This window comes from Paucimonas lemoignei, assembly GCF_004342585.1.
Lineage (GTDB): Bacteria > Pseudomonadota > Gammaproteobacteria > Burkholderiales > Burkholderiaceae_D > Paucimonas > Paucimonas lemoignei.
On record NZ_SLZQ01000005.1, the window covers coordinates 116,953 to 132,115 of the forward strand.

The following is a 15,163-nucleotide window of genomic DNA, read 5'->3' on the forward strand; positions in this document are numbered from 1 at the left end:
GCTCGATTCGTTCTTCGACTATTCATTAATTCGGGTAATGCCTTTCTGAGTTGCGGCCTTATTTTTATGTGACCGCTCTTTGCATTCTCTCCGCTTCAGCTTTGTTCGAGTACTCGGTATTGAACTTCTCAATCCCAGCTAAGGGCGCCACCGGTTTGATATTCGATTACGCGGGTCTCGAAAAAGTTTCGTTCCTTTTTCAAATCGATCATCTCGCTCATCCACGGGAAGGGATTTTCCTCCTGCGGGAACAACGCTTCGAGTCCGATCTGTTGCGCGCGACGATTCGCGATGAAGCGCAGATAACCCTTGAACATCGGTGCATTCAAACCTAGCACACCACGCGGCATTGTATCCTCTGCGTAACGATATTCCAACTCCACCGCGCGTAAAAACAACGATTTAATCTCGTCGCGGAATTCAGGAGTCCACAAATGCGGATTCTCCATCTTGATCGAGTTGATCAAGTCGATTCCGAAATTGCAGTGCATCGATTCATCACGCAAGATGTATTGATACTGCTCCGCTGCGCCGACCATCTTGTTCTGGCGGCCGAGCGCGAGAATTTGCGTGAAGCCGACGTAGAAGAACAAGCCTTCCATCAGGCACGCGAACACGATCAGCGAGCGCAGCAGCGTTTGATCCGCTTCGACCGTGCCGGTCTTGAATTCCGGATTGGTAAGCACATCGATGAACGGGATCAGGAATTCATCCTTGTCACGGATCGACGCAACTTCATGGTAAGCGTTGAAGATCTCCGCTTCATCCAGGCCGAGCGACTCGACGATGTACTGGTAGGCGTGCGTGTGGATCGCTTCCTCGAACGCTTGGCGCAGCAGGTACTGGCGGCATTCCGGCGCGGTGATGTGGCGATAGGTGCCCAGCACGATATTGTTGGCGGCCAGCGAGTCGGCGGTGACGAAGAAACCGAGGTTGCGCTTGACGATGCGGCGCTCGTCTTCGGTCAGGCCGTTCGGATTCTTCCACAGCTCGATGTCGCGCTGCATGTTGATTTCCTGCGGCATCCAGTGATTGGCGCAGCCGGCCAGGTACTTGTCCCAGGCCCACTTGTATTTGAACGGCACCAGCTGGTTGACGTCGGTCTGGCCATTGATGATGCGCTTGTCGGCCATATTAACGCGGCGCTCGGCGCCGCCTTCGACAGCATCCGGACGTGCGACCAGCGCCGGGTTCAATGCGACATCCGCTTGCGGGCGGCTTGGCGCCGCCGGTTGCAATGCAGGCTGAGCTGCGGTTTCTTCGTCCCAACTTAACATATGTATTCCTGTTTGATGTCTGTTTAAATGTGGGCGCGATCTGCTCGAATACAAGCAATGATCGCGCACGTTCAAAACAAATTATTGACAAGCCTCACACTCTTCAAAGCCCGGATCGCCTGGACGCATCGTGCAGACCGGACCAGCGAGCTGATCTTCCGGAATCGGACCTGACGCAAATCCTCCCGCAGCACTGCCGACAGTCGGATCGGCCGACACGGCATTCAGTGCGCCGGCACGCGAGGTCGATTTCTCGGCGTGGGTCGCGGCGATGGTGCGCAGGTAGTATGTCGTCTTCAAACCGCGCAGCCAGGCCAGCTTGTAAGTCTCGTCGAGCTTCTTGCCGGAGGCGCCTGCCATATAAATATTGAGCGACTGCGCCTGATCGATCCACTTCTGGCGGCGCGAGGCGGCCTCGACCAGCCACTTCGGCTCGACTTCGAAAGCCGTGGCGTAAATCTCGCGCAAGTCTTGCGGAATGCGGTCGATCTTCGCCAGGCTGCCGTCGAAGTACTTGAGGTCGGAGATCATGACTTCATCCCACAGGCCACGCGCCTTCAGGTCACGCACCAGGTACTCATTGATCTCGGTAAATTCACCCGACAGATTCGACTTCACATACAGGTTCTGGTAAGTCGGTTCGATGCAAGCCGACACGCCGATGATGTTGGAAATCGTCGCCGTCGGCGCAATCGCCACGCAGTTCGAGTTGCGCATGCCGTGCTGCTTGATGCGGGCACGCAGCGACGACCAGTCCATGGTTTCCTTGGTATCGACCTCAAGGTAGCCGCCGCGTTCCTCGGCCAGCAGCTTCAGGGAATCCTGCGGCAGGATGCCGCGGTCCCACAGCGAGCCCTGGTAGGAGCTGTAACGACCACGCTCTTCAGCCAGTTCGGTCGACGCCCAGTAAGCGTAGTAGCACACCGCTTCCATCGAGCTGTCGGCGAATTCCACTGCCTGCTGCGAAGCGTACGGCACGCGCATCATGTGCAGGCAATCCTGGAAACCCATGATGCCCAGGCCAACCGGACGGTGACGCAGGTTGGAGTCACGCGCCTTCTTCACTGCATAGTAGTTGATGTCGATGACGTTATCCAGCATGCGCATGGCGGTGCGGATGGTCTTTTGCAGCTTTTCCACGTCCAGCCGCAGTTCGCCATTGACGTTCTTCATGTGCGCCGGCATGTTGACCGAACCCAGGTTGCACACCGCGATTTCGGAATCGTTGGTGTTCAGGGTGATTTCGGTGCACAGGTTGGAGCTGTGAACCACGCCGACGTGTTGCTGAGGCGAACGGATATTGCACGGATCCTTGAAGGTGATCCAGGGATGGCCGGTTTCGAACAGCATCGACAGCATCTTGCGCCACAGGTCCAGCGCCTGCACCTTCTTAAAGAGCTTCAATTCGCCGCGTGCCGCCTTGGCTTCGTAACCGAGGTAAGCCTGCTCGAAGGCCTTGCCGAACTTGTCATGCAGATCCGGCACATCGCTCGGCGAGAACAGGGTCCACTCGCCTTTTTCCATGACGCGCTTCATGAACAGGTCGGGAATCCAGTTCGCCGTGTTCATGTCGTGGGTACGGCGGCGGTCGTCGCCAGTGTTCTTGCGCAGGTCGAGGAATTCCTCGACATCCAGGTGCCAGGTTTCCAGGTAGGCACAGACCGCGCCCTTGCGCTTGCCGCCCTGGTTGACCGCGACAGCGGTGTCATTGACGACCTTCAGGAACGGCACCACGCCTTGCGATTTGCCGTTGGTGCCCTTGATATGGGCGCCGAGTGCGCGCACCGGGGTCCAGTCATTTCCCAGGCCGCCGGCGAACTTGGCCAGCAAGGCATTTTCCTTGATCGCTTCGTAGATGCCGTCGAGGTCATCGGACACGGTGGTCAGGTAGCAGGACGACAGCTGCGAACGCTGGGTGCCGGAGTTGAACAGGGTCGGCGTCGAGCTCATGAAGTCGAACGACGACAGCAGGTTGTAGAACTCGATGGCGCGCGCTTCGCGATCCGCTTCGTTCAAGGCCAGGCCCATCGCTACGCGCATGTAGAATGCCTGTGGCATCTCGATGCGGATGTCGCGGATATGCAGGAAATAGCGATCGTACAGGGTTTGCAGGCCGAGGTAACCGAACTGCAGGTCACGTTCCGGCTTCAGGGCCAGCGCCAGCCTGTTCAGGTCGAACTCGGCCAGCTTGGCATCGAGCAGCTCGGCTTCGATACCCTTCTTGATGAATTTCGGGAAGTATTCAATATAGTGAGCCGGCGCATCGGCTTGCGCGACTTCCTGGCCGAACACTTCCTTGCGGATGGTATGCATCAGCAGGCGTGCGGTCACCAGGCTGTAGGCCGGGTCCTTTTCCATCAGCGCGCGCGCGGCCAGGATGGCGGACTTGTACAGTTCCTCGACCGGCACGCCGTCGTACAGGTTTTTCAGGGTTTCGGAAAGGATCGCTTCGGCATCGACATGCTTTTCCAGGCCGGTGCCGGCAGCGCTGATCATCGCGCGTACTTTATCCATGTCCAGCGGACGGCGCTGGCCGTCTTCGATGACATGCAGTTGCGGCGCGTCGACCGCCGGCTTGGCAGCCTGCTGCTGCGCGCGCTCTTCCATGCGCTTGGCGCGGTACAGCACGTATGCACGCGCGACATCATGTTCGCCGGAGCGCATCAACGCCAATTCCACCTGGTCCTGCACGTCTTCGATATGAAAAGTGCCGCCGGCCGGCTGGCGGCGCACCAGGGCAGCCACCACGTTCGATGTCAGTTGCTCGACCAGCTCACGCACGCGCGCCGAAGCGGCACCCTGGCCGCCATTCACGGCCAGAAATGCCTTGGTCATGGCAACGGCAATCTTGGCCGGTTCAAATCCGACCACGGCGCCATTACGGCGAAGAATGCGGTATTCACTGTGTGCGGCCAATGCCGCAGCAGCCGGTGCCGACACACCAACTGCGGGAGATGTCATACCGAGATCGACGGGGGACTGAGTGGAAATTTCTTGGGTTGATTGCACTTGGCCTCCTAATGCTAACTTGCCAACAGCAAAATGCCATCGGCGGTTGTATTGAAAAGCCCGCCATGCAACGAGCTTCCCCCCTTGATAAATTTGAATTTGCTTTTGCCCGAACACATGGACATCGCCATGCTCCAACCCGGGCGCTTTTGAAGAGATAGGTGCTGCTTTAACCGCAAGGCGCCTCAATAGGCATTGCCAAGGGTAAATGGCTCTTCAAAAGTATCACCACTATATCTAGTGGTTTTATTTGTGAGACAAACTAATTCTAGTGCCTGAGATAGCACGGCGCAATACATTTTTGCATTCAAAAAAATAATTTTTTGCTGTAGCGCAGTTGACAATCGGCATTACTTAGATTCTAGAACCGGAAAGCGCAGAACCCGCTGACAGACATGATCCTCGTCCTGCTGCTTAATGAGTGAGCAATAGGATTCCCAGTCAAAGAAAGGACCGGGATCGGTCTTGCGGCCTGGCGCAATATGCTCATGTCCCGTTACTGCGCGAAGCGGGTGACGGCGCTGCAACGCCGCCGTAAGCGCAGCAAGCGTCAGATACTGCGGCGCCTCAAATGGCACAAAGTCGCTGCCCTCCAGTTCGACCCCGATGGAGAAATCATTGCAACGCTCCTTTCCCTCGAACTTCGACAAGCCGGCATGCCAGGCGCGGTCGTTGGTGGAGACAAACTGGATGAGGCTGCCATCGCGCCGAATCAGGAAATGGGCGGATACGCGCAAAGTCCGCAGCTGATCGAAGTACGGATGGGCGTCGCAATCGAGGCAATTGCCAAACAAATCAGCGATATAGGACCCGCCAAACTGCCCCGGCGGCAGGCTGATGTTGTGAATGACCAGCAAATCGATAGCTGACGAATCCGGACGCGCGTCAAAATTGGGCGACGGTTGGCGCTGCGCTTGCTCGCACCAGCCGGTGTCGTCAATGCTCAGGAACGGCAAGTCAATCCGGCTCATGAATATTCAACCTTTGCATCCGGTAGCGCAACTGGCGAAAACTGATGCCCAGCAGTTCGGCAGCCTGCGTGCGATTGAAGCGGGTTTTCCCCAGCGCCTGACAAATCATTTCGCGCTCGATCTGGTCAAGGTAATCGGGCAGCATGATGGGCAAATCCGGAAGGGATGGCTTGCCTGATTGGGAATCGACGGTGATAGTCTCGGCCTCGCTTATTATATCGGGCAAGACTGGCTGTTCCGTGACTGGCGGCGCAACGGCTGGCTGCGGCGCCGAGACAACTGCGGCTGGCGGCTCCGCATCATGGTTGACGGTGGCCGAGGGTTTCAATGCCAGGTCTGCGACTTCGATCACATCCTCATTGGCGAAGGCCAGAGCGCGCTCCAGGATATTTTCGAGTTCGCGCACGTTGCCAGGGAACGCATAGCTGCGCAAGGCCGCCAGCGCTTCCGGCGTCAAGTGCGCTTTTTTCCCCTCGGGTCCGGCAAGCTTGGCAAGGATCGCATCGGCGAGCAAGCCGATATCCTCAAGCCGCTCGCGCAATGGCGGCAGTCGCAGCTCAATCACATTCAGCCGGTAATATAGATCCTGCCTGAACTTGCCCTTTTCGACACATTCCGCCAAGTTCTGGTGGGTCGCGCTGATCAGGCGGACATCGACCGGCTCTTCAATCGTTGCGCCCACCTTGCGCACCCGGCGCTCCTGGATGGCGCGTAACAGCTTGACCTGCATGGCCAATGGCAGGTCCGCCACTTCATCGAGCAGGAGCGTGCCGCCGTTGGCAGCCTGAAAAAAGCCGTCACGATCTTCCGCAGCGCCGGTGAATGCGCCCTTGCGGTAGCCGAAGAACTCGGCTTCCATCAAGGCTTCCGGTATCGCGCCGCAATTGACGGCGATGAAAGGCTTGTCCGCGCGCGCACTTTGCGCATGGATATCGCGTGCTGCCAATTCCTTGCCGGTGCCAGATTCGCCGGTAATGGCGATCGGCGCCATGCTGCGCGCCAGACGCACGATCTGGGTGCGCAAATCGCGCATCAGCGCCGATTCCCCCATCAGGCGCAGGGCGGTGCCGTTTGATGCCGTTGCGGCAACCTTGCCCGGTGCCGGCGCCGCCGTGCTGATCCGCAAGGCGGATTGCACCAGCAGGCGCAATTGATCCAGGCCGACCGGCTTGCTGAGATAATCGAAAGCGCCGGCCTTGAGCGCGGTGACGGCATTCTCGGCGCTGCCGAATGCGGTAATGACGGCAATCGGGATATTTTTCGCCCCGCCGGTGACTTCGCGCACCAGTTCGATGCCCAGCCCATCTGGCAGGCGCATGTCGGTCAGGACCAGCGCATAGTCATGCTGTTGCAAGAATGCGCGGGCAGTCGACAAGCGATCGGCGCTATCCACATCGAGCCCCATCTTGAGCAGAGTAATCTCGACCAGTTCGCGCAAATCCGCTTCATCGTCAACAACGAGTATCCTGGGTACAGTCATATTCAATTCTTGTTATCAGAGTCAATGCGTACTTGCCATGGCCAGCGTGATGACGAAACGTCCACCAGCCGTTTCCGTGCTGCCGTCGCGGGCGTAGTACTCGTAATCCAGCATGGCGCCATTGTTCAGGCAAAGTTCCCGAGCCAGGTAAAGTCCGAGACCGGTTCCCTTGTTGGAGGTCGTATAAAAAGGCTCGAACAGATGTGCCCTCACCTCGGGAGAGATGGGTACACCATCGTCCTGCACATGCAACTCCAGGCGGCCTGCCAGGCCGGGGGCAGCATGAATACGGATGCTGCCGCTGCGGCCGCTTGCATAGCGCATGGCATTGGACAGCAGGTTGACGATGACTTCCCGCAAATGCAGCGGATCGAACCAGACCTGCAATCCCGCCATATTGCCAAGCTTGATCAAGTCAGGCGCCAAACTATGCGTCTCGCGGAATTCCGCCAGCGTTTCAGCGATAAAGTCAGCTAGCACGAGCGGCGACGTCTGCGGCTGGGCCTTGCGCGACAGCTTCAGGATATCTTCGATCATGCAATTCAATCGCTTGACGTTGTCGCCGACGATGCTCAGGAGGCGAGCCTGTGCCGGATCCACTTGTTCTTCCGCAAGCAATGCTGCGGCATAAGAAATCGCCGACAAGGGGTTGCGCACCTCATGCGCAATACTCGCCGTCAGGCGCCCCATCGATGCCAACTTCAATTGCTGCGCCCTGTTTTCGATCTCGGTGACATCTTGCAGGAAAATCACGGCACGATCATCCAGCCCCTCCTCGGCATATACCTTGGCAAAACGCAGTTTGAGATGCGCCGCAAGGTCGCGCCGCATGCCGCGCAAGGCACTGCCCGTATAAGACACCATGTCTTCCGGCGGCTTGATTGTCACAAATGCAGCCTGCTCATCCGAGACACGCTGATCTGTTCTCTGTAATGGGGCATGCCCTTGCCACTTAAAGAAGGCCTCTGCCAACGGCGTCAGCGTTACGGTTTCATGCAACCTCACACGTGTCGAGGTATCCATGCAGGCAATGCCCAGCATGCGTTCGGCCGCCGGATTGGCAGTCAGGATCGTGCCGCCGGATGACACCACCAGCACGCCGTCATCCATGTCGGCGATCACCATGCGGTTGATTGCTTCCTGCAGTTGCAAGTCCTTGCCACGCTGCGCCGCAATCTCTTCCTGATGAATGAGCTTGGCCGCCAGCCGGTTGATGACAACGACTGCCGCAAAAAAAGCCGCGCCGTACAAGCCCGCCTGGGAAATGGACACCTCTGCCGATTCGGTCGCCAGGCGGAAGGCGTTTTCCCCCAGCAGGATCAGGCTGACCAGTGAAGTGAAAAACAGCGCCCACACCAGCGGTGCCAGGATGGCGCAGCCGGCCAGCGGAAACAGATACAGGATCGCCAGCCCGCTCTTGCCGCCGCCTGCACTAATATAGAGCACGGAAATAACAGCGACATCGATCAGGATTTGCGACAGCAGCTGCAAAAGAAAGCGTCGCTTGAAATTCGTGGCCAGCACGATCAATCCAAGCGCCAGCAACAGATAAATCAAACCGGCAGCAAGATCGAACAGGCGATCCATTTCCAGGAAAGTCTTCTTACCATTCAGGCTGATATAAATCAGCAACACGATGGCGATGACGACCCGTGTCAGGGAAAAGGTTTGCAGCGAACGCCAGAAGGTATCGCGCGACGCCGGGCCATGCGGTGCAGCGGCCAGCCTTCCGGTTGGTAAAACTAGGCGCTTGAGGTCTTGCGATTGCAAATAGGTATTCAAGACATTCCCGTTCACGTGCCCGGACCAGCCTGACGTCGGTGCTCGTCACAACAATACACCGCGCCGGAAGCATGTCTGACGGCTTCCGAAGCAGGAATGTAGAGGCCGCAATGGCTGCATGGCAGCATTCCTTCCGGTTTGCCTTGATGTCCGGGCGACCGGGATTCCATTTGGCCGGCGCCTTGACTCGCCTGCTGCTTGCTGCGCATGATCCAGGCCACCACCAGGATCACGATAACCATCCAGATTAATAGCTTCATGCCAATCCCCGGTGCAGCACCACTTCCATTACAAAACGACTACCTACGTAGGCAAGCAACAGGGTGGCAAAACCGCTCAGGGTAAAGCTCAGTGCCGTCTTGCCGCGCCAGCCGCGCCAGCGCCGGCCGACCAGCAGCAATCCGAACATGAACCACGACAGCATGGTGAACACTGTTTTATGGTTCCATTTCACTGGCATGCCGAACAATTGTTCCGAGAATATGATCCCCGAAAAAACCGTCAAGCTCAGCAGGATGAACCCGAGTGTAATCAGACGGAATAACAGCTTTTCCATGGTTAACAGCGCCGGCAAGCGATCCAGCGCCGCCGAGAACCAGCCGCCCTGGTTGGCTGGCGATCGTGTATGCAGCTTTGACTCCTGCAATGCCATCAGCACGGCATGGAAGGCGGCAATGGTCAGGGTGCTGTAGGCAAGCAGGGAAATGGCAATATGCCAGGCAAACGACACCGACTTGCCTTCCAGCGACACCACGCTGCCGGGGAAAATCGCCGGCAACAATACCGCGACGGCCGCGCTGGGCAAGACCAGCGCACGCAAGCCATCCAGCGACAAGTTCCGGCTCTCGAGCCAATAGACCGCCACGGAAATCCACAAGGTAGCCGACAGCATCACGGCGAAACCGACTCGCAGGGAAGCAGGCAGCAACACATCCAGCGCCAATGCTGTCCCATGCAGCAACCAGCCAAGCAAGACGCCGATGTCGGCTGCGCGGCGCTGGCGAATTGGCAGCATGGCGCATGCGGCATACAGTAGCGCTGAAAGGAAGAAGATAGTGTTCTGCATCGGTTTAGTTTACACCATGTAACGCGCCGGTCCAGCGCCTTCGTTGTCGCATTCCGGCATCAGGTAAAATGTCGGATCTGCTCCCGGCGGACATGTCTTAAACATACTTGTCCGGCTCCGGCCCTTTTCTGTTTTACATTTTCGCATTCTACCCATGCTCGACAATCTGACCCAACGCCTTGCCAAAGCCGTCAAGACCATGCGCGGCGAAGCGCGCCTGACCGAGTCCAATACCGCCGAGATGCTGCGTGAAGTGCGGCTGGCCCTGCTGGAAGCCGACGTCGCGCTGCCGGCAGTGCGTGAATTCATCGCCAAGGTCAAGGAAAAGGCCATGGGCGAGGAAGTCATCGGCTCCCTGACGCCTGGCCAGGCGCTGGTCGGCGTGGTGCAACGCGAGCTGGCCGCGCTCATGGGCGCCGACCTCGGCCCCGAAGCCAGCCAGCTGAATTTCGCCACGCAGCCGCCGGCCGTCATCCTGATGGCTGGCCTGCAAGGCGCCGGCAAAACCACCACGGTCGGCAAACTCGCCAAATATCTGCGCGAACAAAAGAAGAAAAAAGTCCTGACGGTGTCCGCCGACGTCTACCGCCCGGCGGCAATCGGCCAGCTGCAGACCGTGAGCGGCCAGGTCGGCGCCGACTTCTTTCCTTCCCAAGCCAGCGATCAACCGGTGGCAATCGCCCTGGCGGCACTCGACTATGCCAAGAAGCACTACCACGATGTCCTGATCGTCGACACCGCCGGCCGCCTCGGCATCGATGAAGCCATGATGAAGGAAATCGCCGCCATCCATGCCGCGGTCAAGCCGATCGAAACCCTGTTCGTGGTCGATGCCATGCTGGGCCAGGATGCGATCAATACCGCCAAGGCATTCAACGACGCGCTGCCGCTGACCGGCGTGGTGCTGACCAAGCTCGACGGCGACGCCCGCGGCGGCGCCGCGCTATCGGTGCGCCACATCACGGGCAAGCCCATCAAGTTCGCCGGCGTGGCGGAAAAACTCGATGGCCTGGAAGCCTTCGATCCGCAACGCATGGCCAACCGTATCCTCGGCATGGGCGATATCCTGGCGCTGGTCGAGGAAGCCAAGAAAGGCGTGGACATGGCCGCCGCCCAGGATCTGGCGCAAAAGATCAAGGGCGGCGGCAAGTTCGACTTGAACGACTTCAAGGCCCAGCTGAGCCAGATGAAAAAAATGGGCGGCCTGTCCGGACTCATGGACAAGCTGCCGGCCCAGTTCCAGCAAGCCGCATCCGGCGCCAACATGGATCAGGCTGAAAAACAGGTGCGCCGCATGGAAGGCATCATCAATTCCATGACCCCGGCGGAACGCGCCAAACCTGAATTGATCAAGGCAGCACGCAAGCGCCGGATTGCCACTGGCGCCGGCGTCCAGGTCCAGGAAGTCAACCGCATGCTCTCGCAGTTCGAGCAAATGCAATCGATGATGAAGAAGCTCAAAGGCGGCGGCATGATGAAAATGATGCGCGGCATGAAAGGCATGTTGCCCGGCATGCGCTGACAGATTTCAGCTTTCTTTAGCAGGCCGGCAGTCCAGGCGGTGCAAGTGCACTGACGTGGACTGCCGGTTTCTTTTTCTGCATAGCGCAGGCTTCGTTAACACCCTCTTCACCGTTGCTCAGCCGAGGCACACTGCCCCGCTTGAACGCCTCCCCGATTCCGCCAGCCCTTAACGTGGCGGCCCGCCTACAAAATCTTGTCAAAAGCAGTAAAAAACACTTGCATCCCTTATAAAACGCTACCACTATTAGCGGTGCGTGAAATGGCGCATTTCCCAACACTTATTGTGAAGGAGGTCTCAAGATGGCAACAGCCAAGAAAACCGCGGCCAGCAAGCCGGCCGCCAAGAAGCCAGCAGCAAAGAAGCCAGCAGCAAAAAAAGCCGCTCCAGCCAAAAAGGCAGCCCCGGCCAAGAAAGCAGCCACTAAGCCAGTAGCCAAGAAAGCCGCTCCAGCCAAGAAGGCAGCGCCGGCCAAAAAGGCAGCTCCAGCTAAGAAAGCCGCACCGGCCAAGAAAGCCGCCAAGGCAAAAACCGCCCGCAAGCCTAACGCAGCTTTCATGAAACCGCTGACCCCGTCGGCCGATCTGGCAGCCGTCATCGGCGCCACTCCGCTGCCGCGCACGGAAGTCACCAAAAAGGTGTGGGAGTACATCAAGAAGAACAAGCTGCAGGATGAGGCCAACAAGCGCAACATCAATGCAGACGACAAGCTGAAAGCAGTCTTCGGCGGCAAGAAGCAAGTCTCCATGTTCGAGATGACCAAACTCATCGCCGGCCACTTGAAATAAGTTTTTTCAGGTGCCAAACAAAAACGCCCGCTTCGCGCGGGCGTTTTTGTTAGTGGGCATACGACCTATTTTTGGCTCAGCACCGGCTCGTCGCGCGGACTGTGCTCAAACTCCCACTTCTTCCAGGCGGCCAGTACTGCATTCGGATATTCCGGCCTGCCGCGACTGCCGTTGTAGCGGCCAAGCGCCAGATACAGATTGCCCTTTTCCATATCGATATACATGCGCAGAATCGAACAGCCGTAGCGCAGGTTGGTCTGCATGTGGAACAGCTTGCTGCGCTCACCATCGCCGATGACTCGTGTCCAGAACGGCATCACCTGCATATAGCCATGCGCCCCCACCGGGGACACCGCATACTTGCGAAATGCCGACTCCACCTGGATCAAGCCCAGCACCAGCGCCGGATCCAGGCCGGCACGCCTGGCTTCGTACCAGGCGGTGCTCAGAAATTCCAGCCGAACCTGCGAGTCCGGGATTTTCTTCTTCAATCGATCCGACATCTCCCCCAGCCAGTGGAGATACTTGATGCGCTCATTGATGTCGTCAAACTGCGGCTTGGGCGGCGCACTGTCCGTGATTGCACGCGACAGCGCGATCCGCACCGAATCGGCCAGCGCTTCTTCCTTCTGATTGCCAGCGTGGGCGGAACCGGCAATACTCAGCAGCATGGCCAAGGCCGCGCTTGCCAAGCATGGCCGCACACATGTTCGGTCAAACCTCATCGACTACTTCACTCCCTGTTCAGCCCGCCAGCTTCGCCTTCATGAATTCCGCCATCTCAGCCAGCGGCACGCTGGTCGCCTCAACATCGCGCCGCCCCTGGTATTCGAGCTTGCCATCCTTGAGGCCGCGCTCGCCAATGACGACCCGGTGCGGCACGCCGATCAACTCCCAGTCCGCGAACATGACGCCGGGACGCTCGCCACGGTCATCAAGAATCACGTCCATGCCGGCGTCCGTCAGCTGCTGATAGAGGCGATCGGCTTCTGCTTTCACCGCCTCGCTGCGGTCATAGCCCATCGGGCAAAGCACCACTTCAAATGGCGCGATCGATGCCGGCCAGATGATGCCCTTGTCATCGAAATTCTGTTCGATCGCCGCACCCAGGATACGGGTAACACCGATGCCGTAGCAACCCATTTGCATCAATTGTGGCTTGCCTGCCTCATCCAGATAGGTGGCATTCATGTCTTGGGAATAACGGGTGCCGAGCTGGAATACGTGGCCCACTTCGATGCCGCGCTGGATGGCCAGCGTGCCTTTTCCATCCGGAGAAAGATCGCCCGCCACCACATTGCGCAAGTCGGCCACCGTCGACTCGGGAATATCGCGCCCCCAATTGGCGCCCGTGTAGTGGTAACCAGCCTCGTTGGCGCCGCAGATGAAATCGCTCATTGCCGCTACAGTGCGGTCGGCGACGATCGTTACCGGCTTGCGGGTGCCGATCGGCCCCAGATAGCCTGGCGGCGTGCCGAAGTATTCAATGATCTCGGCTTCCGTCGCAAAGCGGAAATTGGCGAGGCCCGGCACCTTGGCTGCCTTGACCTCGTTGAGGTCATGGTCGCCACGCAACAGCAGCAGCCAGATTTGCGTCATCTTCTTGCCATCATTTTCTGCATCCACTGCCAGCACGATGGATTTCACCGTGGTGGTCAGCGGCAGGCCCAGGAATTCGGCCACATCTTCGCACCGGCTTTTTCCAGGTGTCGCGGTTTTGGTCAACTCGGCGCCGGCAGCAGCGCGCGATGTTGACGGCGCCAGCGCCTCGGCTGCCTCGATGTTGGCGGCATAATCAGATTGCGGGCAGTACACCAGGGCATCTTCGCCGGTGTCGGCAATGACGTGGAATTCGTGCGAGCCCGAACCGCCGATGGCGCCATTGTCGGCTGCCACGGCACGGAATTGCAGACCAAAGCGGTTAAAGATCCGCACATAGGCGTCATACATGATCTGGTACGACTGCTGCATGCCGGCGACATCGCGATCGAAGGAATAGGCATCCTTCATGGTGAATTCGCGGCCGCGCATCAAGCCGAAGCGCGGGCGGCGTTCATCCCGGAATTTGGTTTGAATGTGGTAAAAATTGATCGGCAACTTCTTGTACGACTTGATTTCCGAACGCGCCACATCGGTCACGACCTCTTCCGAAGTTGGCTGAATGGCAAAATCGCGGCCATGACGGTCTTTCACCCGCATCAATTCCGGCCCCATCTTGTCCCAACGCCCGGTTTCCTGCCAGAGTTCTGCCGGCTGGACGACCGGCATCAGCATTTCGATGGCACCGGCGCGGTTCATTTCTTCCCGGACGATGTTTTCCACCTTGCGAATGACGCGCAAGCCCATCGGCATATAAGTGTAAATGCCCGAACCGAGGCGTTTGATCATGCCTGCCCGCATCATCAGTTTATGGCTAATGATTTCGGCGTCGGCAGGAGCTTCCTTGAGCGTAGAGATAAAAAATCGTGATGCGCGCATGTCGTTGAATTCTTTTTTAAAAATAGAGGGTTATAATCACCTTCAATTTTAAAGGATTAGCTGGTCGATGCGCCCATTCTTCGCACATTTGATTGTTTTTGCCTGCCCACCACCCGTTTTCGCGGGCGGCTGGACTTAAAAACCTTTGCTGCATGCCTGAACAGGTGCGTTGACCGCGGAAAGTTTGAGGTGTAATCATGCTGGATCGTGAAGGCTTCCGCCCGAACGTCGGCATTATCTTGCTAAATGCACATAATCAGGTGTGGTGGGGAAAGCGCGTGCGAGAGCATTCGTGGCAATTTCCACAAGGCGGGATTAAGTACGGCGAAACCCCGGAACAAGCGATGTACCGGGAACTACAGGAAGAAATCGGCCTGCGTGCCGAACACGTAAAAATCATTGGACGCACGCGCGACTGGCTGCGCTACGAGGTGCCAGACCATTTCATCAAGCGCGATATCCGCGGACATTACCGTGGCCAGAAACAGATCTGGTTCCTGCTACGCATGGTCGGGCGCGATTGCGACATCAACCTGCGCTTGACCGACCATCCGGAATTCGATGCTTGGCGCTGGCATAACTATTGGGTGCCGCTGGAAGTCGTCATCGAATTCAAGCGTGACGTCTACCAGAAAGCGCTGCAGGAATTGTCCCGCTATCTCGTCAAATCCGGTCAGCGACACCATCATCACGGGCGCCAGGCAAAACAGTCGAGAGAGACCAGGACGTCTCAGGCTTCCGAGCCGGCAGAATCGGCTCACTCAGCCATCGAACACCATAACGAATGAAC

The 15,163-nt window shown here is 58.1% G+C and carries 12 protein-coding genes; 3 read left to right on the plus strand and 9 right to left on the minus strand.

All coding sequences use genetic code 11. From position 1 onward, the window contains the following. Positions 1-128: 128 nt before the first annotated feature. From EDC30_RS09605 to EDC30_RS09635, 7 genes are all read right to left on the minus strand, one after another. Positions 129-1,277, minus strand: coding sequence for a ribonucleotide-diphosphate reductase subunit beta (locus tag EDC30_RS09605; protein ID WP_132258610.1), 1,149 nt, complete (start codon positions 1,275-1,277; stop codon positions 129-131). 81 nt (positions 1,278-1,358) lie between these two features. Beyond that, positions 1,359-4,238, minus strand: a complete 2,880-nt coding sequence (locus EDC30_RS09610) for a ribonucleoside-diphosphate reductase subunit alpha (protein WP_424446912.1) — start codon at positions 4,236-4,238, stop codon at positions 1,359-1,361. A 398-nt stretch (positions 4,239-4,636) separates the two neighbouring features. Continuing rightward, positions 4,637-5,257 carry a 1,6-anhydro-N-acetylmuramyl-L-alanine amidase AmpD gene (ampD, locus tag EDC30_RS09615; RefSeq protein WP_132258612.1) on the minus strand — a complete coding sequence of 207 codons (621 nt, stop codon included), beginning with the start codon at positions 5,255-5,257 and terminating at the stop codon, positions 4,637-4,639. Further along, a complete protein-coding gene (locus EDC30_RS09620) occupies positions 5,244-6,737 on the minus strand; it encodes a sigma-54-dependent transcriptional regulator (RefSeq protein WP_132258613.1) in 1,494 nt (497 codons plus the stop codon). Before EDC30_RS09620 ends, ampD begins: the two co-directional genes overlap by 14 nt. 21 nt (positions 6,738-6,758) lie before the next feature. Continuing rightward, the gene (locus EDC30_RS09625) at positions 6,759-8,519 is read right to left on the minus strand and encodes a sensor histidine kinase (protein ID WP_243656714.1); all 1,761 of its coding nucleotides are present in this window, start codon (positions 8,517-8,519) and stop codon (positions 6,759-6,761) included. Between the two features lie 11 nt (positions 8,520-8,530). Next, on the minus strand, positions 8,531-8,779 hold the full coding sequence (locus tag EDC30_RS09630; protein WP_132258614.1) for a PP0621 family protein: 249 nt from the start codon (positions 8,777-8,779) through the stop codon (positions 8,531-8,533). Continuing rightward, positions 8,776-9,585 (minus strand): cytochrome C assembly family protein, encoded by an 810-nt coding sequence (locus tag EDC30_RS09635; protein ID WP_132258615.1) that lies wholly within the window; start codon positions 9,583-9,585, stop codon positions 8,776-8,778. The genes EDC30_RS09630 and EDC30_RS09635 overlap by 4 nt, the downstream gene beginning before the upstream one ends. 154 nt (positions 9,586-9,739) lie before the next feature. Between EDC30_RS09635 and ffh the strand changes: the two genes are divergently transcribed. After that, the gene (gene ffh / locus EDC30_RS09640) at positions 9,740-11,107 is read left to right on the plus strand and encodes a signal recognition particle protein (protein ID WP_132258616.1); all 1,368 of its coding nucleotides are present in this window, start codon (positions 9,740-9,742) and stop codon (positions 11,105-11,107) included. Between the two features lie 302 nt (positions 11,108-11,409). After that, complete coding sequence (locus tag EDC30_RS09645) at positions 11,410-11,895, plus strand: SWIB/MDM2 domain-containing protein (RefSeq protein WP_132258617.1); 486 nt, start codon at positions 11,410-11,412, stop codon at positions 11,893-11,895. Positions 11,896-11,960: 65 nt separating this feature from the next. Here the strand turns inward: EDC30_RS09645 and EDC30_RS09650 are convergent, their stop codons facing one another. Next, the gene (locus EDC30_RS09650) at positions 11,961-12,566 is read right to left on the minus strand and encodes a lytic transglycosylase domain-containing protein (protein ID WP_243656715.1); all 606 of its coding nucleotides are present in this window, start codon (positions 12,564-12,566) and stop codon (positions 11,961-11,963) included. Positions 12,567-12,639: 73 nt separating this feature from the next. After that, the gene (locus EDC30_RS09655) at positions 12,640-14,373 is read right to left on the minus strand and encodes a proline--tRNA ligase (protein ID WP_132258619.1); all 1,734 of its coding nucleotides are present in this window, start codon (positions 14,371-14,373) and stop codon (positions 12,640-12,642) included. A 197-nt stretch (positions 14,374-14,570) separates the two neighbouring features. On the opposite strand from EDC30_RS09655, the gene EDC30_RS09660 reads away from it, so the two are divergent. Next, positions 14,571-15,161, plus strand: coding sequence for an RNA pyrophosphohydrolase (locus EDC30_RS09660; RefSeq protein ID WP_132258620.1), 591 nt, complete (start codon positions 14,571-14,573; stop codon positions 15,159-15,161). Positions 15,162-15,163 lie beyond the last annotated feature (2 nt).